This window comes from Virgisporangium ochraceum, from assembly GCF_016863655.1.
In the GTDB taxonomy this organism is placed as follows: domain Bacteria; phylum Actinomycetota; class Actinomycetes; order Mycobacteriales; family Micromonosporaceae; genus Virgisporangium; species Virgisporangium ochraceum.
Genome location: NZ_BOPH01000026.1, coordinates 1 through 24706 on the forward strand (window position 1 = coordinate 1; position 24706 = coordinate 24706).

General features: G+C 71.8%; 16 protein-coding genes. 6 read left to right on the forward strand and 10 right to left on the reverse strand.

Going from position 1 to position 24706, the window contains the following annotated elements:
* Positions 1 to 909 precede the first annotated feature (909 nt).
* A complete protein-coding gene (locus Voc01_RS11860; protein ID WP_203927410.1) occupies positions 910 to 2688 on the forward strand; it encodes a substrate-binding domain-containing protein in 1779 nt (592 codons plus the stop codon).
* 73 nt (positions 2689 to 2761) lie between these two features.
* On the opposite strand, the gene Voc01_RS11865 is transcribed toward Voc01_RS11860, so the two are convergent.
* The 7 genes from Voc01_RS11865 to Voc01_RS11895 form a co-directional block, all read right to left on the reverse strand.
* Complete coding sequence (locus tag Voc01_RS11865) at positions 2762 to 3604, reverse strand: ABC transporter ATP-binding protein (protein ID WP_203927411.1); 843 nt, start codon at positions 3602 to 3604, stop codon at positions 2762 to 2764.
* Positions 3601 to 4641 (reverse strand): ABC transporter ATP-binding protein, encoded by a 1041-nt coding sequence (locus Voc01_RS11870; RefSeq protein WP_203927412.1) that lies wholly within the window; start codon positions 4639 to 4641, stop codon positions 3601 to 3603. The genes Voc01_RS11865 and Voc01_RS11870 overlap by 4 nt, the downstream gene beginning before the upstream one ends.
* 7 nt (positions 4642 to 4648) lie before the next feature.
* Positions 4649 to 5635, reverse strand: a complete 987-nt coding sequence (locus tag Voc01_RS11875) for an ABC transporter permease (RefSeq protein WP_203927413.1) — start codon at positions 5633 to 5635, stop codon at positions 4649 to 4651.
* A 2-nt stretch (positions 5636 to 5637) separates the two neighbouring features.
* A complete protein-coding gene (locus tag Voc01_RS11880) occupies positions 5638 to 6645 on the reverse strand; it encodes an ABC transporter permease (RefSeq protein ID WP_203927414.1) in 1008 nt (335 codons plus the stop codon).
* Positions 6645 to 8393, reverse strand: coding sequence for an ABC transporter substrate-binding protein (locus tag Voc01_RS11885; RefSeq protein WP_203927415.1), 1749 nt, complete (start codon positions 8391 to 8393; stop codon positions 6645 to 6647). The genes Voc01_RS11880 and Voc01_RS11885 overlap by 1 nt, the downstream gene beginning before the upstream one ends.
* 268 nt (positions 8394 to 8661) lie before the next feature.
* Positions 8662 to 11169, reverse strand: a complete 2508-nt coding sequence (locus tag Voc01_RS11890; protein WP_203927416.1) for a glycoside hydrolase family 2 protein — start codon at positions 11167 to 11169, stop codon at positions 8662 to 8664.
* A 131-nt stretch (positions 11170 to 11300) separates the two neighbouring features.
* Positions 11301 to 13949 carry a CHAT domain-containing protein gene (locus Voc01_RS11895; protein ID WP_203927417.1) on the reverse strand — a complete coding sequence of 883 codons (2649 nt, stop codon included), beginning with the start codon at positions 13947 to 13949 and terminating at the stop codon, positions 11301 to 11303.
* Between the two features lie 98 nt (positions 13950 to 14047).
* On the opposite strand from Voc01_RS11895, the gene Voc01_RS11900 reads away from it, so the two are divergent.
* Genes Voc01_RS11900 through Voc01_RS11910 form a run of 3 tightly spaced genes read left to right on the forward strand, consistent with a single transcriptional unit; the run spans position 14048 to position 16400 of the window.
* Positions 14048 to 15307, forward strand: a complete 1260-nt coding sequence (locus Voc01_RS11900; protein ID WP_203927418.1) for a S8 family peptidase — start codon at positions 14048 to 14050, stop codon at positions 15305 to 15307.
* Between the two features lie 14 nt (positions 15308 to 15321).
* On the forward strand, positions 15322 to 15927 hold the full coding sequence (locus Voc01_RS11905) for an RNA polymerase sigma factor (RefSeq protein WP_203927419.1): 606 nt from the start codon (positions 15322 to 15324) through the stop codon (positions 15925 to 15927).
* Between the two features lie 5 nt (positions 15928 to 15932).
* Complete coding sequence (locus Voc01_RS11910) at positions 15933 to 16400, forward strand: hypothetical protein (protein WP_203927420.1); 468 nt, start codon at positions 15933 to 15935, stop codon at positions 16398 to 16400.
* A gap of 71 nt (positions 16401 to 16471) precedes the next feature.
* Here the strand turns inward: Voc01_RS11910 and Voc01_RS11915 are convergent, their stop codons facing one another.
* Both Voc01_RS11915 and Voc01_RS11920 read right to left on the reverse strand, forming a co-directional pair.
* Positions 16472 to 17194: a LamG domain-containing protein gene (locus tag Voc01_RS11915; RefSeq protein ID WP_203927421.1), complete on the reverse strand. Its 723-nt coding sequence runs from the start codon at positions 17192 to 17194 to the stop codon at positions 16472 to 16474.
* Positions 17195 to 17470: 276 nt separating this feature from the next.
* Positions 17471 to 18709 carry a L,D-transpeptidase gene (locus Voc01_RS11920; protein ID WP_203927422.1) on the reverse strand — a complete coding sequence of 413 codons (1239 nt, stop codon included), beginning with the start codon at positions 18707 to 18709 and terminating at the stop codon, positions 17471 to 17473.
* 139 nt (positions 18710 to 18848) lie between these two features.
* Between Voc01_RS11920 and Voc01_RS11925 the strand changes: the two genes are divergently transcribed.
* Positions 18849 to 21044 carry a DUF6351 family protein gene (locus Voc01_RS11925; protein ID WP_203927423.1) on the forward strand — a complete coding sequence of 732 codons (2196 nt, stop codon included), beginning with the start codon at positions 18849 to 18851 and terminating at the stop codon, positions 21042 to 21044.
* 45 nt (positions 21045 to 21089) lie between these two features.
* Here Voc01_RS11925 and Voc01_RS11930 read toward each other — a convergent pair whose 3' ends face one another.
* Entirely contained in the window at positions 21090 to 22835 is a 1746-nt protein-coding gene (locus Voc01_RS11930) for a DEAD/DEAH box helicase (protein ID WP_203927424.1), read from the reverse strand.
* Positions 22836 to 23143: 308 nt separating this feature from the next.
* Between Voc01_RS11930 and Voc01_RS11935 the strand changes: the two genes are divergently transcribed.
* Positions 23144 to 24679, forward strand: coding sequence for a GGDEF domain-containing protein (locus tag Voc01_RS11935; protein ID WP_203927425.1), 1536 nt, complete (start codon positions 23144 to 23146; stop codon positions 24677 to 24679).
* Positions 24680 to 24706 lie beyond the last annotated feature (27 nt).

The window sequence follows — 24706 nt, forward strand, 5'->3', positions numbered from 1 at the left end:
GCTGGTCCGGGCGGCGCTGGTCCGGGCGGCGCTGGTCCGGGCGGCGCTGGTCCGGGCAGCGCCCACCCGTCGGCGCCCCCGCCGCAGTGGCCCCCGGCCGGCCCCCCGGCAGAGCAGGCACCACCCCCCGCGCGGTACGGCAGCCCACGCGACGCACCCGGGCAGCCCCCGACACCCGCCGGCCCCCCGACGGGCGGGCCGCCCCCGATCATGTGGCCGGGTGAGTCGGCCGCTCCACAGTCGGGAGCGTGGGCCGCGGGGCCTCCCCAACCCAGTGCTCCCCCCACCGGCGCACCCCAGACCGGCGCACCCCAGACCGGCGCGCCCCAGGCGGGCGTGCCCCAGGCCGGCGCACCCCAGGCCGGCGCGCCCCAGACCGGTTCGCCCCAGGCCGGCGCGCCTCAGGCGGGGGCGTGGCAGGCGGGGCCGCCGCAGCCTGGCGTCCAGCAGCCGGGAGCCTCGCAGGTGCCGCCGCAGTCCGCGTACCCGGCCGGCGGCCAACCCGGCACGTACCCGGCAGGCGGCCAACCCGGCACGTACCCGGCAGGTGCACAGCCCGCTGCTTACCCGGCCAACCCCCAGCCCGGCGCGCACCAGTCCGGCGCCTCCCCGGCCGGCGGGCAGCCTGGCGGCTACCCCGCTGGGGCACAGCCCGGCCAGGCCGGCGGATACCCGAACCAGCAGGCCGGATACCCCAACCAGCCGGCCAGCGCCCCACCGGCCAGCGCACCCCCCGCCAGCGCCCCACCGGCTCAATACCAGGCTGGCCCTCCCCCCGAGGCCCAGACCACCGCCCCACCCGCGGTCCTCTGGCCCAACCCACACGCTCAACAGCCCGCCGCCCAACCTCCACACACCGACGGCGGACCGCCACGTGGGGTTTCGTACCCGTACCAGGCCTTCCCCGCCGTGCCCGTCGACTCTCCGGAGGCGCAGCCCGCACCCGAGCCGCCACCGCGCCGGCGGAAGGGCAAGGCGGCCCTTCTCGCGCTCGTCGCGATCGTCGTGCTCGCGTTGCTCGGGGGTGGCGGCTTCGTCGGGTACCGGTGGGTCAACGACGAGAGCCGGGACAAGGGCGGCAACGCCGCCGCGCCTGACGGGTGTGGCAGCGCCACCAAGCTGCGGCTCATCGCCGCGCCCGAGGTGGTGCCCGTGCTCGAGAGCGCGATCGACGCGGTCGCGCCCAAGGGTGGGAACACGTGCCCGGTCGTGTCGGTGACGGCGCAGCAGCCGGCCGAGACGTTGGCGCAGAAGGAACAGGCGCAGGCCTACGACGGGTGGGTGCCGTCGTCGACGGTGTGGCTGCGTCAGGGGGCCGCCGACAAGCTCGGCTTCGCCACCAGCGGTCAGATGCTGGCCCGCTCGCCGATCGTGGTCGCGATGCCCAAGCCGTTCGCGGAGAAGTTCGGGTGGCCGGCCAAGCAGCTCGCCTGGGCGGAGATCACCGCCCTGACTTACAGCCGTCAGATCCCGAAGTTCAGCATGCCCGACCCGCTCACCGACACCACCGGCATGCTCTCCACCCTCGCCGTGTACGCGGCGCTGCAGCGGCGCACCCCGGACCCGGGCATCGCCCAGCTCCAGGCCCTGACCCTGCGCAGCCGCCTCGCCGACCCGGCCGCCGACACCTCGGACCTGCTCAAGAAGATGGCCGGGCAGAACGCCCCCGACGAGGCGGTCAAGTCCATCGGCCTGTTCCCCACCACGGAGCAGAAGCTGTGGGCCTACGCCCGCGAGGCGCACGAGACCGAACTGGTGCCCAGCTACCAGCCCGACGCGCTGGCCGAGGCCGAGTATCCGCTCGCGCTGAGAGACGGCGCCAGCGCCGAGGCCAAGCAACAGGCGGAGAAGCTCGCCGGCTGGTTCGCCAGCCCGGAGGGCACCACGGCGCTGGCCAACCAGGGCTTCCGCGGCCCGCAGGGACGCGACGCCGGCAGCGCGCCGGCCGGCCCCGGCTTCGTCGCGAAGTACGCGCCGCCGTTCCAGCCGCCGCAGGACCCGGGGGTCGTGAAGACCCTCACCGCGCAGTGGGCGCAGTACAAGACGCTGCAGTTCAACGTGCTGGTGCTGGTCGACGCCTCCGGGTCGATGAACGAGCCGGTCACCGACCGGTCGGGCACCGTCACCACCAAGGCGGGCCTGCTGCAGAAGGCCGGCGTGCAGGCCGCGCAGCTGTTCGGTGAGGACACCGCCGTCGGCATGTGGATGTTCGGCACCCCCAACGCGCAGAGCCCGCCGTACGTGGAGGTCGTGCCGTTCGGTCCCCTCGACCAGGATCTCAACGGGCAGCCGCGCCGCAAGCGGTTCACCGACGTGGCCACGGCCTACCAGGCGATGCCGGCCGCCGGCACCCCGCTGTTCGAGACGATCCTGCGGGCCAACGCCGACATGCAGAAGCGCTGGACCGCCGAGACGGTCAACCTGATCGTGGTGCTCACCGACGGCCACGACCGGGACACGCCGTACACGATGCCGAAGGCCCAGTTCCTGCAGAAGCTGCAGGCCGGCCGCGACCCGAAGAAGCCGCTGCCGATCCACAGCATCGCCTACGGCGGCGACGCCGACCTCGCGACGCTCACCGAGATCGCCAAGCTCACCGGCGGCGTCGCGGCCCCGTCGACCGATCCGGCCGATCTCGCGAGCGCGATGGCCAAGATCTTCCTGGCCGCACGGCAGGCCAAAAAGTAGAAGCTTTGAGGGGACCGGCACCGGAAAGGCACGGTCCCCTCAAAGCTTCGCGAATACGCGTTGTCGAACCCGGTCAGCCGTGCAGGCGCGGGACGTCCTCCAGCAACTGCTGCGTGTACTCGTGCTGCGGCCGGAAGATGACGTCCTCCGTCGGCCCGCTCTCCACCAGCTTGCCGTGCTGCATCACCAGGATCCGGTCGCTGACGTAGCACGCCTGGCCGATGTCGTGGGTGATGAACAGGATCGTCAGGCCGGTGTCGGCGCGCAGGTCGGTGAGGACGTTCAGGATGTTCGCGCGCAGTGACGCGTCGAGCATCGAGGTCGCCTCGTCGGCGATGAGCAGCACCGGGCGCATCATCAGCGCCCGCGCGATCATCACCCGCTGCCGCTGGCCACCCGACAGCTGGTGCGGGTACTTGTCGAGCGAGTCCTTCTTCAGGCCGACCTGGTCGATCGCCGTCTTCATGCGGTCGTCGAGGCTCTCGCCCTTGAGGTCGAGCATCCCCTTCGACCGCGACAGCAGCCGCCGCACCGTGAAGAACTGGTTAAACGCGCTGAACGGGTCCTGGAACACCGCCTGAACGTCGCGCCAGTAGGCGTGCAGCGCCCGTCCCTTGATCCGGCTGACGTCGGTGCCGTGGAGCTCGATGGTGCCCGAGGTCGGCGGCATGAGCCGCAGGATGAGGCGGGCCAGCGTCGACTTGCCGCTGCCGCTCTCACCCACGACCGTCGTGATCTCGCTGGACCGGATCTCGAACGACACGTCGTCGACCGCTTTGACGAGGCTCTTGTTGCGCCCGAAGTGCTTGCTGAGGTTGGTCGCCTTGAGGATGACGTCGCCGGGTGTCGGCGTCGCCCTCCGCTCGTCGGCCGGGTCGAGCTGCTCCGGCGGGTCGGACTTCGACAGGTCGGTCACAGCTTCCCCTCCACCGGCTCGCCCGGGTGGTCCTTGGCCCACCAGCACGTCGCGTAGTGCCGCTCGTCGCCCACGATCGGCGGCTGCTCCGTGGTGCAGACGTCCATCGCGAGGCTGCACCGCGGGTGGAACCGGCACCCGGGCGGCGGGTCGGCGAGATCCGGCGGCGACCCCTTGATGCCGCTGATCCGCCGGGTGCGGACCTGCGGCTCGGGAACGAGCACCGAGTTGATCAGCGCGCCCGTGTACGGGTGCCGCGCCCGGTTGATGATCTGCTCGGTGGGGCCGGTCTCGTGGATCTGCCCGGCGTACATGATCGCCACCCGGTCGGCGACCCGCCGGAGCACCGGCAGGTCGTGGGTGACGAAGATGATGCCGCCGACCAGCTTCTTCGCCAGCATCTCCCGCATCAGCTCGGTGACGATCCGCTGGCTCGACACGTCGAGCGCCGAGGTCGGTTCGTCGGCGATGAGCAGCTTCGGGTTCAGCAGCGTCGACAGCACGGTGACCACGCGCTGCTTCATGCCGCCGGAGAGCTGGTGCGGGTACGCGTCGAGCACCCGCTCGGGCAGGTCGAGCTGCGTGAACCGCTCGGCCGCCCGGCCCTTCGCGTCGCTCGCGCTGACCCGGCCCTCGTGCGCCCGCACGATGTTGACGGCGAAGTCGCCGACCCGTCCCGTGGGCGACAGCGAGTTCATGGCGCCCTGCGGCAGCAGCGAGACGACCGTGCCCCGCCACGACCGCGGCGGCGCCTTGTCGGGCTCGAAGCTGAGCCGCTTGCCGGCGACGTCGAGCTCGCCCTCGAACACGTGCAACGGCGGCCGCGCGGTGAGCGACAGCACGGCGGCGAGCGTCGACTTGCCGCATCCGGACTCGCCCGCGATGCCGAGTACCTCGCCCTCGTTGACGTACAGCGACACGTCGTCGACGGCCATGGTGTCGGAGGTGCGGCCCACGTACCCGGCCCGCAACCCCCGGGCCGAGAGGAGGTGATCGGTGGTCACCACCTCGTCGATGCTCTTGACCTCTACGCTCATATGCTGCTCACGCTTCCGCCGTCCGATCGGTTCTGACTCCACTGACGACCGGCGCCGCGGGCGCCGCCGGGCCGACCGGCGCGGTGGCCGGCTGGTCCGCGTCGGCGACGGAGCCGCCGCCGCCCGCCGGCGGCGTGATCGGCCGCCGCTTGCGCAGCTTCGTCGAGCCGCGCCGCAACCGCGGGTTGAACACCTCGTCGAGGCTGCTCTGCATCATGAGCAGTGAGAACGCGATCAATGTGAGCAGCAGCGTCGGCGGGACGAACGCCCACCAGGCGCCGGTGCGCACCGCCTCCCAGGCCAGCGACCAGTGCAGCATCATGCCGAGCGACACGCCGTCGCTCGGGCCGAGGCCCAGCAGCGACAATGCGGCCTCGGCGAGGACCGCGCTGGAGACCTGGAGCACGAACGCCATCACGATGTAGCTGAGCATGTACGGAACGACGTCGAACACGATCAGGCTGACCGTGCGTGCGCCGCTCAGACGCGCGATGTCGAGATGCTCGCGTGCCCGCACGCTCGACGCCTGCGCCCGTACGGCCCGGGCCAGCCAGGTCCACGCGGTGGCCGCGATGACGACCGCCACGCCGGTGGCCGACCGCGTCTGCAGCGCGATCGCGATGAGGATCAGCACCACGATCGGCGGGATGGTCAGCACGACGTTGGTGACGCCCATGAGCAGTTCGTCGAGCCATCCGCCGCGGTAACCGGCGAGCGTGCCGATGACCACGCCGACGACCGTCGCGATGGCGCCCGCGATCAGGCCGACGTACAGCGACGTGCGGGTGCCGTAGATCAGGTTGGTCCACACGTCGTGGCCGAGGTTGTCGGTGCCCAGCCACGCCTTGCTCGACGGCTCGTCGTAGAGACCGCCGACGACGTCGGTGGGCACCTTGTCGGTGAGAATGTACGGGCCCAGCACGCCGAAGAGCGTGATGAACGCCGCGATACCGAATGCCACCCAGAACCTGGGGCCGAACCGGACGAGTCCCACGGCTACCGCTCCCCTCTGCCGGCGGCGCGGATGCGCGGGTCGATGAACCCGTACGCGATGTCGACAAGGAAGTTCGCCACCAGTACTCCGACGGTAATCATCAACGCGATCGCAAAGAAGACCGGATAGTCGTTCTGGCGGATCGAACTGAACAGAAGTGTGCCAAGTCCGGGGTACGAGAACACGATCTCCGTGATCAACGCGCCGCCGGCGAGCGTGCCGACCGACAGCGCCAGACCCGTGACCTGCGGCAACATGCCGTTGCGGAAGATCTGCCGCACGATCTGCCGGTCGCGCAGGCCGAGACCCCGGCTGTAGTTCACGTAGTCGGAGTTCAGCTCGTAGATCACCATCGACCGCATGCCGACCGCCTGGCCGCCGATGAACACCAGCACCAGCGAGAGGAACGGCAACCAGTAGTGCTCCAGCGCGTCACTGATGAACGCGCCGCTGAACGACGGCGTGGTGCCGAACGAGTAGCCGCCGCTGGGCGGCAGCCACTGGAACTGCACCGCGCACACGTAGAGCAGGATGATCGCGAGGCAGTAGTACGGCATGCTCGACACGAACAGCGAACCGAGGAACGCGCCGCGGTCGAGGTTGCCGCCCTTGTAGCCGGCCACCGCGCCGAGGATGTTGCCGACGATCCAGCCGATGAGGATCGCCGGCAGTTGCAGCGCGAGCGTCCACGGCAGGGCATCGCTGATCAACTGGGACACCGGGGTCGGGTACAGCGTGAAGGAGACCCCGAAGTCGCCCTTGGCCATGTTGGAGATGTAGAGGGTGAACTGCTCCCACAACGGCTTGTCCAGGCCGAACGCCGCGGTGTAGGCCTCGTACACGCGGCGGAGTGACTCTCCCTCCGCCCCGCCCCGTCCCAGGGTGGCCACGATCGCGTCGATCGGGTTGCCCGGGATGAGGCGGGGCAGGAAGAAGTTCAGCACGATCGCGACGATGAAGGCGCCGATGAACCATGCTGTCTTGCGGAGCAGGTAGCGAGCGAGAGTCACTACTTCGGGCTGATTTCGTAGAGCCACTGGATGCCGGCGCCACGGAACGTGGGCGGCGCCTTCGGGTTCTTCGCGTCCGGGAACCCGGTCCAGACCGTCTCGATGGCCTCGTAGAAGTCCAGCGGGCGGTACATCAGCGGGATCATCGGCGGTTCCGAGCGGTAGATCTTGTCGAGCTCCTTGATCGGAGCGACCTGCGCGTCACCGGTGGCCTTGGCGGCCGTGTCGAGCAGCGCGGCGACCCTGTCGTTGCTGTACCGGCCGTAGTTGTAGAACGACGACTGGCCGATCGGGTTGGTGCCGCGGATGTCGAGGACGTCGCGGTACCGCGCCCACGGGGTGCTCGGGTCGGTCGAGGCGCCGATGTAGAACAGCGCCATGTCGTAGTTGCCGTTCTGCACGGCCGGGGTCACCGTGTTGGCCTCGGGGAAGTTGACCTTGACATCGAGACCGAGGGCCTTGAAGTTCTCGACCACGATGTTGACCGCGGCCTGCCAGTCGGTCCAGCCGTTCGGCGTCTGCACCGTCCACGGGCCGAGGCGGGTGCCGTCACCCAGCGTGTAGATGCCGTCGCCGCCCTTCTTGGCGCCCAGCTCCTGCTCGAGGATCTGCTGCGCCTTGGAGACGTCGTACTTCCAGCCGTCGGCGCCCTTGATCGCGCCCTCGTCCCAGAACTTCTTCTCGGCGTCGGACGGCAGGATCAGGCTGGCGTTCGCCGGCACCGAGTAGCGCGACATGGCGGTCTCGGCGATGCGGGCGTAGTCGATCGCGTGGGCCAGCGCCCGGCGCAGCTTGCCGTTGTTCAGACCCGGCTTGGTGGTGTTGATCGTCAGCATCGGCATACCACCGGGCAGGTGGTACGGCGTGTCGGTGAACCAGGTCTTGACGGGCAGCTTCTTCTCCTGCCACATCTTCCAGATCTCGGGCGTGAACTGCTGCATGATGTCGACCTCGCCGCGCTCGAAGGCGAGGTTGCCGGCCGCGTTGTCCTTGAAGATCGGGTGGACGATCTTCTTCGGGGCGGGCAGCTTGCCGCGCACGCCCTTGCCCCAGTAGTTGTCGTCACGCACGAACACCAGCTGCTGCGCGTTGTAGCTGTCGAGCTTGTACGGGCCGGAGCCGACCGGCTTGTCGTTCAGGAACTCGATGATGTTCGGGTTCTTCGACTCGTAGTCCTTCCACAGGTGCGACGGGAGGACGTAGGTCTTGCACAGGTTGGTCTTGGTCATACCCGGGTTGGTGCGCTCCGGGCTCAGCTTGAAGACGACGGTCTTGTCGTCCTTCTTCTCGACCGAGGCCAGGTACTCCCACGCCGACGACCAGTGCACGGTCTTGATCCGCTTGGCCAGCTCGAAGGTGTAGACGACGTCGTCGGCGACGACCGGCTTGCCGTCGTGCCACTTGGCGTCGGGCTGGAGGGCGACCTCGAACGTGGTGGCGTCGGTCTCGGTCAGCTTGGTGGCGAGAGCCGGCTTGAGGCTGCTGTCGAGCAGGTCGAACGCGAACAGGGTCTCGTACACGAGCTGCATCTGGTCACCGGCGGTGGTCCACGCGGCGGTGGGGCTCAGCGGGTTCCAGTTGGGCGGTGGGCCCCACTGGAAGCCGGCGATGAACAGCGTCTGCTGCCGCTCGGTGAGGGTCTCACCGCTGTCGTCGCCACAGGCGGCCAGCGCACTGGCGCCCGCGACGGCGGCGCCGACAGCGGCGGCGCCCTTGATGACCTGACGCCGTGTCGGGTGGTCGGACATGTCGTCTCCAGGGGTGTTCGGGGGTTACAGGGTTAGGCGGTGCTCAGGCGAAGCGGTGTGTTTCGGGGTGACGGAAGCAGCTGAAAACGCTGATCTGTTGCCGAGTGAAGCAACCTGAACGAACGTCGCGGGGGGCGCGGCGTCTCGCGAATGCGGGGGCTCGCATCGGGCTCCTACGGGGGTCCTGGAGATCGACTCGTAAGCGTTCTCGCGTCAGGCGTGTTACGGATCACAGCACTGAACCGTTTAAGTGTCAAGCACGGCCAGATTACGAAGAGAGCGCTCTCCCACGCTCTCCGGTCGGGGCTCCGAGATCGTTGGCGCACCGGAGGACGGGCGGCCGGCCGATCGCGTCCCGGTCGATGGGACGAGCACAGCGGACCTCGAACACGGCCCGCTCGCCGGGTAGCAGGGTCGCCAGCGCGGTGTCCACGGTGGCCGCCGGGTCGAGCCGGTCCGGGAACAGGGTGAGGTCACGCAGCAGCGTCGCCGCGGCGACCTCCACGCGGAGGCCGCCGTCGGCCTCCACCACGGTCGTCGAGTACTCCGGCACGGGGTACGCGAGGTCGACGTCCTCCGCGAAATACCAGGTGGAACGGCCAACTCCTGCGTCTGCGACGACCAGTTCGGCCGCCGGGTCGGCGGGCGTCCGCACGTCGTCCGGCAGCGGGACGCGGTGCGTTCCGCCCGGCTCGACCTCGACCTCGACGGAGAACCGGGCGAGGGTCTCCCCGCCGAATCCACATCGACGCACGTCGAAGTGTGCGGACCACGGGGCGACCCCGTCGTTGACGAGGACGACCGCCAGACCGTCGCCAGGTTGTGGCTGGAACGTTATGAGCCGGTCGGCATACGAACGACGCAACGCGTACCAGAGGGGCTTGCGGCGTCCGTCACCGTCGACGGCCGCCCAGGACGTCACCGGCCAGCAGTCGTTGAGCTGCCAGACGATCGTGCCCATGCACAGCGGGCGCAGCGAGCGGAAGTGCTCGATGCCGAAGGAGACCGCCCTGGCCTGGTTCAGCTGGGTTGCCCAGTGCCAGTCGTCGAACGCGCCGGGACCCGGTTCGGGCAGGTGACCGGCGAGGCCGCGCAGCAGCTTGCCGTTGCCGTCGAGCGCCTTCTGGTGGTGCAGGACGCCCGGCGAGTCGGCCGCCAGCGGCTCGTCGCTCACGGAGCGTCGCAGCGTGGCGTACGCCGGTGGGCCCTGGAAGCCGAACTCCGCCACGAACCGGGGCCGGTACTCGCGGTACTTCCGGTAGTCGTCGGTGTTCCAGACGTCCCAGATGTGCGTCGTGCCGTGCGCCGGCTCGTTCGGGTGGCGGTCGTCGCCGCCCGCGTACGGGCTGCCGGGCCAGTAGGGCCGGGTCGGGTCGAGGTCCGCCACGATCCGGGGCAGCACGTCGTGGTAGTAGCCGGCACCCCACGTCCGGTCACCGAGCTGCTCGGCCCAGCCCCAGTCGCGGTAGCCCCAGAGGTTCTCGTTGTTGCCGCACCACCAGATCAGGCTCGGATGCGGCATCAGCCGCACCACCTGCTCGGCCGCCTCGGCCCGGACCTCCGACGCGAGCGGCTCCTCCTCGGGGTAGGCCGCGCAGGCGAACAGGAAATCCTGCTCCACCATCAGGCCCAGCTCGTCGGCGAGCCCGTAGAAGTCCGCGCTCTCGTACCGGCCGCCGCCCCAGACCCGCAGCAGGTTGACGCCGGCGTCGACGGCCTGCCCGAAGCGCTCCGCGAGCCGCTCCCGCGTCACCCGGGTGAGGAACACGTCGTCGGGGATCCAGTTGACGCCACGGACGAACACCGGCCGTCCGTTGATCTTCACGGTGAACGGTGTGCCGTCGGCGTCGGGCGCGGTGTCGACCTCGACGGTGCGGAAGCCGATCCGCCGCTCCCAGCGGTCGAGGTCGCGGCCGTCGTGGCGGAGCGCCACGGTGAGGTCGTAGAGCGGCTGCGCGCCCTGGCCGACGGGCCACCAGAGGTCGACGTCGGGCACGTCGAGGGTGACGGTGCCGGTCGTCGCGCCGGGCTCCAGGTCGAGGGCCACCGAGTGGTCGCCGAGGGTCACCGTGAGGGTCGCCCCGAGATCGGAAAGACTCTTTACGTCGGCCCGCACGGTCACGCGTCCACTGTGCTCTTCTTTTTGGCCACCATCGACGACCGTGACCTCCGGACGGACCGCGACCAACCGCGCCACCGACCACGTCTCGAGGCCGATCGGACCCCAGATGCCGGCGGTGGCCAGCGTCGGACCCCAGTCCCAGCCGAAGTTGCAGGCCATCTTCCGCACGTACGGCACCGGCTCCTTGCCCATGACGTGCGGCCGCTCGCCCACCGCGGCCATGACCGCGTCGCCGTAGCGGTACACCGAGTCGAAGCGGACCGCGAGCCGGTTCGCGCCCGGGCGCAGCAGGTGCGTGACGTCGAACCGGTACGACCGGTGCATGTTGGCGGTGGTGCCGACCTCGGCGCCGTTGAGCATCACCGTCGCGACCGTGTCGAGCCCGTGGCAGACCAGGTCGGTGCGGCCCCCGCCCGGGGTGTGCTCGAAGACCGTCTCGTAGACCCAGTCGGTACGGCCGACCCACTGCAGCCGGTTCTCGTTGTCGTCGAGGTACGGGTCCGGGATCAGGTCCGCGGCGAGCAGGTCGGTGTGCACGCAGCCCGGCACGGTCGCCGCGATGCCGGCCGGCAGGGCCCGTGCCTCCGCCGGCGACCCACCGGGCTGGCCTTCCGCGACCGAGAGCGTCCAGCCAGCCAGCGGTTGCAACGACAACGGGACCTCCGGGCGGGGGTACTTAACCGGGTAAGTTGAAGTTCCCGCACGATAGAACCGCTGTCACGAGAGTGTCAACGGCGCAACCTGTTTCGCGGCCGCGGTCAGGCCTCCTGCGGACCCGAACCGACTCAGACCGGCAACCCGGCACCGACGCACACGAAGCCGGCCGCGGCGGCCAGCTCCGCGCCGCCGTCGTGGCCCACCGACTGCTGCGCCTGCGCCAGTGCCGCCGCCGGAGCGAGCCCGGACGCGAGGCGCTTGTGGAGCTCGACCATGAGCGGCGCCGTCGCCGCGTCGGGCACCGGCACCACCGACGCGACCAGCTGCTGGGCACCCTTGGCGAGGAACGTCGCCGCGAGACCGAGCAGCTCGTCGCCGGCGTAGACGACGTGACGGCCGCTGTCGCAGGCCGCGAGCACGACCGTCGGCGGAACCCGGGGCAGCTGCTCGAGGTCGTAGACCATCAGCGGGCCGTCGGCCAGCTGCAGCGACGAGAAGAGCGGGTTGTCCGGCGACAGCCGGCCGTGCATCGCCAGGTGCGCCAGGTCGGCGTTCGTCAGCGCCGACGCGGTGGCGTCGGCCGTCGCGGAGCCGTCGACGATCGGCGCGGTGCCGTAGATCGCGGCCACCGACTCGGCCTCGCTGCGGGCGCCGGGCAGCTGCGGACCGGCGACCACCGCCACCGACCCGGTGGCCTCGTAGGTGCGGGTGCGGGCCTGGTGCCACGACGTCGCCGACGGAGCCACGGTGACCGGACGCCCGGCGAACGTCGGCAGGATCGACCACGGCAACGACTGCAGCCGGCCGGTCGGCACGAGCACCACCGGCGCACCGGTGACCGCGTCGCCGAGCGCCGCGCGCACCGGGGCGAGCAGCAGCGCGTCCAACCGCTCGGCCGCGGCCCGCAGCATCGCGACGGCGGCCGCCCGGCCCGCCGCGCCGGACCGCTGCCGGGCCAGCCGGTGCAGCGCGAACGCCACCCGGTCGAGCAGGTCGTGCACCGCCTCGGCGCGCCCGAGGTGGTGCAGCCGGGCCCGACCGCCGACCAGCGCCACCACCGACAGCTCGCCGTCGAGCTCGACGAACTCCAGCAGCGCTGCCCGGCCGAGCCGGCCGACCAGCGCGTCGAGCGACGACGGGTCGGTGAGCTCCGCCTGCCCCGGCTGGCGGCGGCAGTAGTTGCGGATCTGGCGCTCCAGCGCGATCTGCCGGGCCAGCGCCCGTGCCGGGTTGCCGCCGCTGCCGCGCAGGTCGGCCACCTCGTTGACGGCCAGCCGCAGCTCGGCCAGGGCCGCGGCGAGCATCGGGTCGTCGGGCGGACGCACCGGCCGGATGAGGAACAGGCTGGCCCGGCCCCGTTCCGCCCACTCGAACACCGCCCGCGGGTTGCCCCGGTTCATCGCGATCCGCAGCCCGAGCTGGGCCAGCTCGGTGCGCTGCGCCGCCGTGTGCGCGAGCACGTCGGTGGCGCCGAGGGTCGCGCGGTGCTCGTCCACGATCCGCAGGCCCGTGCGGACGGCCCGGACCGCCCCGCCGGACCTGCCGCCCGACAACCGCAGCAGGGCGGTGGCGTACCAGGCCCGTGCGCGCAGCGCGGCCGGCCCCCGCCGCCGCGCCGGGTCGACCCGCTCGAGGTGCGCCCGCGCCTCGGCGACCCGGCCCCGCTCCAGCGCCAGCTGCCCGGCCACCACCCGCGCCTCGGCCGCCGACGCCGTCCAGGGCGTGCGGTCGAGCGCGTCGGCGACCCGGGCCACGTCGGCCACGCCGACCCGCGCCCGGTTCGGACCGGCCAGCCGCGCGGCCAGCACCGCCAGCCGCGCCTGGGCGGCCCACTCCGGCCGGTTCTGCCGCTCCAGCTCCCGCACCGCCTGGGTCGCCTGTGCCAGCGCGGCGGCCGGGTCGTCGTCGAGCAGGGCGGCCCGGCTGTGCAGCAGCCGCACCTCAGGCAGGTCGCCGAGCCGGCGCTCCCGGCGAAGCTCCGTGGCGGCCGTCTCCGCCGCCGCGCGCGCCTCGGCGGCGAGGCACATCGACAGCAGCAGCTCGGTGCGGTCGCGGAGGATGCCGCCGACCTGCGCCTTGAGCGCGCGCAGCCGCTGCTCGGCCTCGTCGAGGTCCCGGAGCGCCTGCGGCAGGTCGCCGGCGAGCGTGTTCACCCACCCCAGGTTCTGCCGGGTGAACGCCGCCGACGTGCCGAGCTCCAGTTCGTCGGCCAGCCGCATCGCCTCGTGCAGGTCGGCGACCGCGCTGCCCAGCTGGAACCGGTGCCCGTACAGCACCCCCCGGTTCGACAGCACCCGCCACACCCACATGCGGTCGTCGGCGCGGCGCAGGGCCGGCAGCGCGGCGTTGTAGTCGGCGAGCGCGTTGTCGAGCCGGCCCCGCTGGTGCGCGATGACGCCCCGCTGGGCGAGCGCCTGCGCCCGTTCGGCACCGTGCAGGTCGGTGATGGCCCGGTCGATCTCGCGCACGGCCCGGCCGTACCAGCCCCGGAAGCCGCTGACGCCCGCCAGCGTCATCCGGGCCTGCGCGGCCAGCTCCGGCCGGCCGGCCCGCTCGCCGTGCCGGATCGCCGCCTTCAGGTGGCGCAGCGTCACGTCGATGTCGCGGCTGTGCATCGCGGCGACGCCCAGGGCCCGCTCGGCGACGCAGGCGGCGGCGAGGTCGCCGACGGCGACGGCGCGGTCGCGGACCGCCGAGGCCGCCCGGGTGGCCTGACGGGGATCGGATTCCGCCGACCGCAGGGCGGCACGGGCCTGATCTACTAGGTCGGAACTCACGAAGGGAATCCGGCCCAGGCACGTCGTATCAACGACACTCCAACCCGCTCCGTAGGGAAGGAGCTTACCGCGATGACCCCTGTGGAGAGGACAGCGTAATGGCGACGGCCGACAGCGAGAACCACCCGGTGAGCACGGTTCCCGACGAGATCGTGGTCGATCTTCCGTACGAGGACCTGGTGCTTGCCCTGCTCCGTGACCTCGGGCTGCGCCGGGAGGTGAAGGCGAGCAGCCGGGTACTGGAGCTGAGCCGCATCGGCGTCTCCGGGCTCGACGAGGCGGCCACGCGGCTGCGTGCCGAGGCCGACGAACTCGCCGCCTCGCCCGGCTCGCAACCGTGGCGCACGGCCTTCCCCCGGCCCACCGGGCAGGCGTCCCCGCTCGACCTGCTGCTGTACACCATCCGCTTCCGTACCGCCCGGGAGAACGCCGGCTGGACGTTCGAGATGGGCAAGAACCGCCACGTCCGTAGTGTGATCGGCCTGCCGCACCTGAGCGTCGGCGGGGTGCTCTACCCGGAGCCGGCGTCGGCGCCCACGCCGCGCCCCGGCGAGCCGGCCCGCGACACCTGCCTGGTCGGGGTGCTCGACACCCGGATCACCGCCCACCCGGCGCTGGTCGGCAAGCTGCACGCCGACGAGGGCGCGGTGCTCGACGGCGCCGGTCCGCACTCGCACTACGCCGGGCACGCGACGTTCGTGGCCGGGCGCATCCTGGCCGAGGCGCCGGAGGCGCGGCTCGTGGTCGGCGCCGTGCTCGACGACGAGCGCGGCATCGCCACCGCCTGGGACACCGCGCTGGCGATGATGAAGTTCCGCGACTCGGGCGTGAAGATCCTCAACCTGTCGCTGGGCTGCATCACCGCCGACGGCGACGCCCCGCTGATCATCGCGCGGGCCGTCGAGCTGCTCACCCCGCAGATGGTGATCGTCGCGGCCGCCGGCAACCACGGCGACCCGAAGCTCAACGGCGACTCCGGCACCGACGAGCGCGCCGCCTGCTGGCCCGCGGCGTTGTCGCAGGTCGAGGCCGTCGGGGCGCTCACCGAGGCGGGCGACCGGGGCGAGTTCAGCCCGGACGTGCGGTGGACGTCGTTCATGGCACCGGGCCAGAACGTCGTGGGACCGTTCCTGACCGGTACGGTCAACGTGCAGACGCGCGAGCACGGCACCCTCCCGACGGAGTTCCCGGAGGGGTGGGCCTCGTGGTCGGGCACGTCGTTCGCCGCGGCGACGGTCACCGGGCGGCTGGCCCGGCTCACCGCGAGGAACGGTGGCGACCCGCACGCCGCACTACGTGAACTCCGGCGGACCCTGCGCCAGGCCGGTGGGAGCGACCCGATCAGGCTGGCGCACTGAAGGGGGAGGCGTGCATGGCTGACGACCCATCGGTCGTCGCGCTGGTGATCGAGGCACGCGACGGCAGCCAGCTCGCGTGGAACGCGATCGTCGACCGGTACGCGCCGCTGGTCTGGGCCATCGGCCGGCGGCACGACCTCGGCCGGCCCGACATCGACGACGTGGGCCAGAGCGTCTGGCTCAAGCTCGTCGAGCACCTGGCCGACATCCGCGACCCGGCGGCGCTGCCGGGGTGGATCGCGACGACCACCCGCAACGAGTGTCTGCGGGTGCTGCGCACCAGCCGGTCGCGGGAGCAGGCCGAGCACAAGGCCGAGCCGGAGACGTACGCCGAGGGCGGCTACGCCGAGATCGAGCAGGAGCTCGAACGGGTGCAGCGGCAGGCGGCGCTGCGGTCGGCGTTCCGGGAGCTGCGGCCGCGCTGCCAGGAGCTGTTGTCGCAGCTGTTCAAGGAGCAGCGGCCGGCGTACCGCGAAATCAGCGCCACCTTGGGTATGAAGATCGGTTCGATCGGTCCGAGCCGGGAACGCTGTCTCTCGGAACTGCGGCGCTGCCCCGCCCTCGCCACGCTGATCGAGGGCGAAGGGGCCGGCGCCCCCCGGGAAGCGAGGCGACGGTGACATCTATGGCGGCAACCCGCTGGGAAGACGACAACGAGCTGTTGGCACTGCTGGAGGAGGCCCTCGACGCGGAGGGCGACGTACCGCCGGACTTCATCGCCGCCGGCAAGGCGGCGTTCGCCTGGCGCACCATCGACGCCGAACTCGCGGCACTGGTCTACGACTCGAGTACCGACGCAGACCGCGAACCGGCACTGACCCGCACCCAGACCACGGCCGACCTGCGGGCGCTCACGTTCGCCTCGGCCAACATCACGATCGAGCTGGAGCTCACCGCCACCGGCCTGATCGGGCAGCTCGTGCCGCCGGCGACGGCGGAGATCGAGGTGCAGACGGCGGCCGGCGTCACGGATTCCGTCGCCACCGATGAACTGGGTTGCTTCACCATCCGTGTCATCCCACAGGAGCCGTTCCGGTTGCGCTGCCGGGTGGGAGAGACGGTCGACGTCCTCACCACCTGGATCACGCGCTAGCGGCACGGATCCGGCCGGGGAGGCACACCACGGGGTGGTGCGGGCGTCACGGGGGCGTCCGCACCACCCTTTCAGCGGGTGCCGATGTCGATGCGGTCGATGTCGCCGGCGTAGTAGTCGCAGCCCACGTCGACCTGGTCGCAGTCGACCTTGCCGCCGATCGCGAGCGGCCACGAGTTGTCGATCGTCCCGACCCATCCGTAGGCCCGCGCCTCGGTCCGCCCGTCGATACGCAGCGTCACGCCCTCGGGTCCGCGCTCGCATTCGACGGTGTGCCACCGCCCGTCGTTGATCCGGGTCCTGGCGAACACCGCGCGGCTGCCGCGGGACCCGCGGAACAGGCACTCCACCCGTCCGCTGGGGATCTGCAGCTTGAAGTTCCCGCCGGCCGACGTCGCCTGGCCCTTCTGGACGATGTTGCCGAAGTGGTACACCGTGCGCAGCCGCACGGTCACCACGTAGGTCCGGTCGCCGGGGTCGAGGGCCCGGTGGTCGGGAACCGTCACGATGTGACCGGGCCGCGCCGGCGGGCGGTCGGGCTCGAGGCGCTCGAAGCGGTACCCGGTGCTGCCGCTGACGGTGGTGCCGGTGCCCACCTCCCGCCCGATGGAGCCGTGCAGGCCGTGCCCGGTGCCGTCGACCATGGTGCGCGCGCCGCGGCTCTCGTTCATCGACCAGGACGCGACGGGGGTCACGCTCGACGCGTCCACCGGTGCCGCCACGGCGGCGACGGCCACCAGGGCGAGGGCGCTGATGAACCCGGTGCGGCGGCCCCGGCTTGTACTCAAGGACATGGCGGAACGCTAACCGCAATAAGGACAAACCGCCTAAAGCACGGGAAACCTTCACACCGGACGGTTCAACTCCCCGGTCACCCTGCGCCGCCCGTTCAGTTGTGCTCCCCCTGTGCGGGCCGATCCCCCGACCCCGACGGCGCCTCCCCCACCTCGACGCACACAGCGAGGGGCGGGCGGCGGGCGGGACCGGCGCACGGACAGGGCGCCGCGGGCGGGACCGGCGCACGGAAGCCCCCGGGCGCCGAGGCGGCCCGGGGGCTTCCGCACGTGCTGTCAGTTCGTCGTGCTCGCGCTCGCCGACGGGGCCGGGCTCGACGCGGACGTCGAGGGGGCGGGCTCGGCCGGGACCGGGAGGGCGCTGCCCTTGACGTACTCGTCCCAGGTGCGGTCCCAGTCGGTGTAGCCGTTGCCCCACTGGAGCTTCCGCGGGGTTCCCTTCACCGTGTACGGGTCGCCGATGATGGTCAGGTTGTAGAGCCAGATCGCGTTGGCCTGCGAGACGTTGGTGCAGCCGTGCGAGACGTTGCGCTTGCCCTGGTCGTCCTCCGACCACGGGGCCGCGTGGATGTACTCGCCGCCGACCGTCGTGCGCTGGGTGTACTCGACCATCTCCTCGTACGGGTCGCTCGGGTCGGTGGACTTGAACAGCTCCTTGCGCTGCTTGTCCATGACGACCATGGCGCCGCTCGACGACGGGGTCTTGGCCTTGCCCAGGCTCACCGGGATCGTCTTCAGGAGCTGACCGTCCTGGGTGACCGTCATCTGGTGGGTGGCGTCGTCGGTCTCCATGACCAGCTTGCGGCCGATGGTGGCGTTGATCGTGACGTCCTTGGCGCCGTAGGCGTTGCCGGTGAGCTGCAGGCCGCCGGTGGCCAGGCGCACCGAGATCTTCGTCCCCGACTGCCAGTACTCCTTGGGCCGGTAGTGCACCTCGCTGTCGCTGAACCAGTGCCACACGCCGAGCTGGGCCGGCTCGCTGGTCACCAGCAGCCGCTTCTCGATGTTGGCCCGCTGGTCCTTCGCGACATTGCTGCCGAACCGCACGACGATCGGCATCGCGACGCCGTAGGTCTTCCCGTCGGCCATCGTGGTGCTGACGTTGATCGTCTTGCCGGGCTTGGCCATCGTCGTGAACGTGGACTTGCCGGCGTCGTCGCTGCCGGTGACCGTCACCGTGTAGGTGGTGGCGTACTTGAGCTGGGTCGCGGGGATCCAGGTCTGCCCGTCGGCGCGCATCGCGCCCGGAACGGTCGCGCCGGCCGCGTCGGTGATGGTCACCGTGGCGCCGGGCCTGGCGTTGGCCAACCCGATCTCGGTGGCCGTCGACACGTCGGTGGCACCGTTGGCCGGCGCGGCGACCGTGGCCGCGACCTCCTTGGTGTCCGGCGCGGCCGGCGAGCCGTCGGCGTTGCGCCAGGCGGGCTTCGAACCACACGCCGTCATCGCACCGAGAGCACCGACCAGAGCGGCTACGGCGATCACCGTGCGTGCCGTGCGTGCGTTCCTACCCATGACCTGCCTCCTTCGTTACCACAGATGGTGCCGGGAGGCGGCGGCCGGGTAATCCCGCGTTCGTGCCACCCCGCACCTCTCGACATCGGAACAACGGCGTGGGATCGTCCGTGGCACCGCCGGCCATTGGAGAAGATCCATGAGAGCAGCGCCCGCCGTCGCCGTTCTGCTAGCCGTTCTCACCGTCGCCACCCCGGCCGCCACCCCGGCCGCCGCCGCGCGGAACGCGCCGGACGACCGTCACGGTGGCCCCGCCCTCATCGAGGTGCTGTCGAGCCGGGCCGACCAGGTGACCGGCGGCGACGCGCTCGTACGCGTCAACACCCGCGAACGGGTGCGGGTCACGCTCAACGGGACGGACGTCACCGGCGCGTTCACGGGGAGCCCGCCGACCGGCCTCGTCACCGGGATGCGCGAGGGCACCAACGTGCTGCGCGCTCACGTGTCCCGGAAACCCGACGCCATCCTGATCGTGCGCAACCACCCGGCCGCCGGGCCGGTGTTCTCGGGGCCGAAGCAGTACCCGTTCCTGTGCCGCACCGAGCAGGCCGGCCTCGGCGAACCCCTCGTCGACAACCAGGACGGGCAGGGCTACCGGGTCACCGGCGGGTGGAGCCGCGACTGCTCAGCGCGGTCCGTCACCGATCTTCTCTACCGCGCGTCCGACGGCCAGTTCAAACCGATGCCCGCCGACGGATCGCGACCGGCCGACCTGACCCGGACCACGACGAGCGACGGCCGCACGGTCGACTACGTGATCCGGCGCGAGCGCGGCACCAGCAACCGCTTCGTCTACGCGATCACCATGCTCGTCGACGGGTGGAACCGGAAGGCGGTCTACCGGTTCGACGGCGGCGTCGCGATCGGCCACGACCAGGGCCGGCTGCCCGGGGGCCACCTGTACCACGACGGCCTCTCGCGCGGGTACGCCGTCATGTACTCCACCGGCACCCGCACCGACACGCACTACAACCTGATCCTCGGCGGCGAGACCGCGTTGATGCTCAAGGAACTGTTCGTCGAGAAGCACGGCGTGCCGCTGTACACGGTGGGCGTCGGCGGTTCCGGCGGCGGAATCCAGCAGTACATCTACGTGCAGAACTACGGGACCCGCGTGATCGACGCCGCGATCCCGCAGTACTCCTACCCCGACATGGTCACGCAGACCATCCACGTGGGCGACTGCGAACTGCTCGAGTACTACATGGACGTCACCGACGCGGCGAACCCGAAGTGGCGCAACTGGGAGAACCGCACGTGGTTGATCGGCATGAACGCCAGCGCCACCGTCGTCAACCCGTACAGGGGCGGCGCACCGGGGTCGACCGAGTGCGTCGAGGGCTGGCGCGGCCTCACCCCGCTGGCCCTGAACCCGACCTGGCAGCAGCCCGACCCGCTGTGGGCCCGCATGGACCCGCCGGGCGTGATGCTCACCGTCGAGTGGTCGCACTGGGACGACCTGCGCACCATCTACGGCACCGGCCCCGACGGCTACGCCCGTTCGGCGTGGGACAACGTGGGGGTGCAGTACGGGTTGACGGCATTGCGCGACGGCAACATCACACCGGCCGAGTTCCTCGACCTGAACGCGCGCGTGGGCAGCTGGAAGGCCGCCCGCGACATGGTGCCGGAGGGCTGCCCGTTCGTTCCCGCCACGTGCGCCGACCCGGCCCAGTTCGACCCGTGGAGCTCGCGGAACATGCGCCTGGGTGACCCCGCTCCGCGCACCACCGGCGACCGGCAGGCCATCGCCGCCTCCCTGCGCTCGGGGCTGGTCTTCCGGGGCGACATCGACATCCCCGTGATCGACTGGCGGCACTACCTGGAGGAGGAGCTGGACATGCACAACGCGCACCAGTCCTTCGCCAGCCGCAAGCGCATGCTCGACTTCGACGGCCGGGCCGACAACCAGGTCATCTGGTTCACCGACGCCCGTCCCGCGGTCGCGTTCGACCAGACGCCGCAGGCCCTGGCCGTGATCGACACGTGGATGGCGAACCTGCGCGCGCACCCGCAGCGGGGCGTGGTGGGCAACAGGCCCGCCGACGCCGCCGACCGCTGCTTCGACACGTCGGGCCGCGAGATCGCGCGCGGCCCGTCGGTGTGGAACGGCATCCTGGACCGGCGTGCGCCCGGCGCGTGCACGGCCTACTTCCCCCTGTACGGCACGTCACGCACGGTGGCCGGCGGTCCGATCGAGGGCGGCGTGTTCGCCTGCGACCGCCAGCCGGTGGCGGTGGCCATCGCCCGGGGGGTGTACGGCTCGTGGCGCCCGAACGCCGCGGAGCGGGCCCGCCTGGAACAGATCCACCCGATGGGCGTCTGTCGCTACTGAGCCGACCGGGCACGGACGACCCTCGTCCGTGCCCGGCCAGCCGGGTCAGAAGCGTTCGCGCCTCACCGTGGCCTTCTTGCCCTTGAACGTCGCCGTGCGCAGGGCGGCGATGACGTCCTCGGCCGCCGCGTCGGGGACCTCGACCAGCGAGAAGCGGTCGGCGATCTCGATCGCGCCGACGTCGCGGCCGCCCAGGCGGCTCTCGCCGGTGATCGCGCCCACCAGGTCGCCCGGGCGGATGCCGGCGCGCCGGCCCAGACCGATGAACAGGCGGGTCATGCCCGGATTGCCGGCGCGCCCACGGCCACCGGGTCCGGCCGGCCCGCCGTCACGGCGGCCCGGCCGCTCGCGGCCGTCGCGGAAGTCGCGGGCGCCGTCGCGGGGACGGTCGGTGCGGGGACCGGCGCGCAGCTGGACGTCGGGGATCTCCTCGTCGTCGTCGGTCATGCCGTTGGTCTCGTGGACCAGCTTGACCGCGGCGAGCGCCACCTCGAGGATGTCGAACTCGTCGGTGAGCGTCTCGACGACCATGCGGAACCGGTCGAGCCCGCCGTTCTCGGCGTCCTGGAGAAGCGTCTCGCGGACGGCCGCGCGGGTGAGCTCGAGCTGGCGGGTGCGCAGGTCGGCGACCGTGGGCACCTTCAGCACCTCGATGCGCTGGCGCGTGACCCGCTCGATCGTCTTGAGCATGCGGTGCTCGCGCGGCTCGGCCAGCGTGATCGCCACACCCTCGCGGCCGGCGCGGCCGACCCGGCCGATGCGGTGCACGTACGACTCCGGCGCCGACGGCACGTCGTAGTTGACCACGTGCGTGAGCTGCTCGATGTCGAGGCCGCGGGCGGCGACGTCGGTGGCGACGATCAGGTCGGCGGTGCCCGACCGCAGCCGGCTCATCACCCGGTCGCGGGCCTCCTGGCCCATGCCGCCGTGCAGCGCCTCGGCGCGGTAGCCGCGGCCGTTGAGCGTCTCCGTCAGGTGGTCGACCTCGTCGCGCGTCCGGCAGAAGACGATCGCCGCCGCCGGCGCCTCGATGTCGAGGATGCGGCCCAGGGCGGCCGGCTTGTACGAGCGCGGCACCACGTACGCGCTCTGCCGGACGAGCGGGGCCTCGCCGGGCTCGGGCGCGGCCCGTCCCATCCGGATGCGCACCGGCTCGCGCAGGTGCGCGCCGGCGATGGACTCGATGCGCGGCGGCATCGTGGCCGAGAACAGCACGGTCTGCCGCTCGGCCGGTGCCTGCTCGAGGATCGCCTCGATGTCCTCGGCGAAGCCCATGTCGAGCATCTCGTCGGCCTCGTCGAGCACGACGATCTTGACATCGTTGAGGTCGAGCGTCTCGCGGCCGATGTGGTCCAGCGCCCGGCCGGGCGTGGCGACGACGACGTCGACCCCGTACTCCAGGGCCCGCAGCTGCCGGCCGATCGGCTGGCCACCGTAGATCGGCACGACGCGGGCGCCGAGGTCACGGCCGTACTTGTGGATCGCCTCGGAGACCTGCACCGCCAGCTCCCGGGTGGGCACCAGCACGAGCGCCATCGGCGCCCGCGACTCGGTGGCGCCCCGCTCGGCGGCGAGACGTTCGAGGATGGGCAGCGCGAACGCCGCGGTCTTGCCGGTGCCGGTGGCCGCCTGTCCGAGCAGGTCGGTGCCGGCCATCATCGGGGGGATGGCCTCACGCTGGATCGGCGTGGGCTCCTCGTACCCGAGCCCGGTCAGCGCCTTGAGCAGCTCCGGCCGCAGGTTGAGGTCGGCGAAGCTGATGGCGTCGTCGTCGTCGGGGATCGGGGACATCTAGAAAGGCTCCTCGGTTCGCGGATGTGCCCTACAACCTTTCCACAACGACCGGGGAGCCCGGTCACGTGGTAGGCGGACACGGTGATCACGGCCGATCAGCCGGCCGCGGAGCTGCGGCGCCCCGGCGTGGGCGGGCCGGTCCGACGGCGCGGAGCCCCCGCCGAGGCGGGCCCGGGCCGATGCGACCGCGGCTCTTGCCGGTCGGCCCGGAACCCCTCGCCGCGTTGCCGGCCGATCTGTTGTCTTAAGAACCGTCCGGGTGCGGCCGATGGTCGGGTACCTCGCCCTCCGGACGAATGGTGATCATGAGCAGAGTCGATCGCGGGCTGCTGGCCGTGTGCGTCGGCGCGCTGGTCATCGTGCTCGTGCACGGGCCCGGCCTGGTTCCGGTGCCGGCCCTCGGCGTCGTCGCCTGGGCGTCGGTCTCGGCGGTGCAGGTGGTGGCGGTGTGGCTGTGCTTCGTCATCGCCGGGCTGCCGACGTCCGGATCGGCCGCACGCCGGTTCTACCGGCTCGTCGGCGCCGCGGTCGCGGCGTTCACGACCAGCAGCCTCGTGCAGCTCGGCGTGGCGGTGGTGTCACCACGCGACCCACGGGTGATCACCGGCACCGCGGCGATGATGCTGCTCCAGGGCGCGGGCGCGCTGCTCCTCACGGTGGCCATGGCGGCCTCCCCGCTGGGGATCGCCGGCCGGCGCGACCGCACCCGGTTCTGGCTCGACGCCACCGTGGTGATGGTCGGCGTCGGGCTGTTCGCCTGGCAGCTCGGCGACCACGCCGTCCGGCATCCCGACCCGGCCGACCTGGTCAAGATGCTGGTGGGGCCGGCGTCGTTCATGGTGGTCGCGTTCGGACTGATCAAGCTCGCGCTCGGCGGCAACGCGCTGTTCTCCCGCCACACCGGCATGCTGGCGGCGGTGGCCGCGGCGCTGGCGAGCATCAACGCCGGCATGTCCGAGACGCTGGCGCGCAGCGGGCACCCGTCCTGGTCCTCGGCGCTCGGGATGCTGGCCAACCTGGCTCTCGTCGCCGCGTTGCTCCTGCAGCTGGGCGAGGTGCGCACCGGCGGCGCCGACCGGCACCGCGGCGACCGGGGCCTGCACAGCCGGATGCCGTACGTCGCCGTCGCCGCCAGCTACGGGCTCCTGGTCTGGTCGCTGCTCGACGAGGGCCTCACGCTACGTGCCTGGGTGGTGCTCGGCGGAGCCATGCTCGGATCGGGGCTGGTGGTGGCCCGTCAGCTGGCCGCGTTCGCCGACAACGACGACCTGCTCGCCCGGCTCAACGCCAAGGTCGAGGAGCTGGCGCAGGCCCGCGACGTGCTGCAGCGGGCGGTGCTGCAACGCGACGGCCTCGCCGAGCGGCTGCGCCATCTCGCCTACCACGACAGCCTCACCGGTCTCGCCAACCGCACGATGTTCCGCGAACGGCTGTCGGCCGCGATGGCCGCCGGCGAGCTGCCCACCGTGCTGATCATCGACCTGAACGACTTCAAGCCGGTCAACGACATGTACGGCCACAACGCCGGCGACCAGCTGCTCCAGGCGGTGGCGCTGCAGCTGTCGCGGTGTGTCCGCGACAGCGGCACCGTCGCCCGGCTCGGCGGTGACGAGTTCGGCGTGGTGCTGACCGACCCGGGGACGAGCGTCACCGACCTCGTGGAGCGGATGGTGCTGGTGATCGCCCAGCCGGTGCGGGTGGGTACGGGCGCCCGCCGCGCGGAGGTGCGGGTACGGGCGAGCTTCGGGTGGGCGACGGCCTCGCCGGGCGAGGACATGGCCGTCCTGCTGCACCGGGCCGACCTGGCGATGTACGCCGACAAGGGCCTGAGCAAGCGCTGACACTCAGGATCACAAGCGGGGTGCCGA

Excerpts from the sequence above, each read along its gene's own strand:
- Voc01_RS11870 (WP_203927412.1), bottom strand. The coding sequence starts at position 4,641 with ATGAGCGTAGAGGTCAAGAGCATCGACGAGGTGGTGACCACCGATCAC.
- Voc01_RS11885 (WP_203927415.1), bottom strand. The coding sequence starts at position 8,393 with ATGTCCGACCACCCGACACGGCGTCAGGTCATCAAGGGCGCCGCCGCT.
- Voc01_RS11900 (WP_203927418.1), top strand. The coding sequence starts at position 14,048 with ATGGCGACGGCCGACAGCGAGAACCACCCGGTGAGCACGGTTCCCGAC.
- Voc01_RS11905 (WP_203927419.1), top strand. The coding sequence starts at position 15,322 with ATGGCTGACGACCCATCGGTCGTCGCGCTGGTGATCGAGGCACGCGAC.
- Voc01_RS11910 (WP_203927420.1), top strand. The coding sequence starts at position 15,933 with ATGGCGGCAACCCGCTGGGAAGACGACAACGAGCTGTTGGCACTGCTG.
- Voc01_RS11915 (WP_203927421.1), bottom strand. The coding sequence starts at position 17,194 with ATGTCCTTGAGTACAAGCCGGGGCCGCCGCACCGGGTTCATCAGCGCC.
- Voc01_RS11920 (WP_203927422.1), bottom strand. The coding sequence starts at position 18,709 with ATGGGTAGGAACGCACGCACGGCACGCACGGTGATCGCCGTAGCCGCT.
- Voc01_RS11925 (WP_203927423.1), top strand. The coding sequence starts at position 18,849 with ATGAGAGCAGCGCCCGCCGTCGCCGTTCTGCTAGCCGTTCTCACCGTC.
- Voc01_RS11930 (WP_203927424.1), bottom strand. The coding sequence starts at position 22,835 with ATGTCCCCGATCCCCGACGACGACGACGCCATCAGCTTCGCCGACCTC.
- Voc01_RS11935 (WP_203927425.1), top strand. The coding sequence starts at position 23,144 with ATGAGCAGAGTCGATCGCGGGCTGCTGGCCGTGTGCGTCGGCGCGCTG.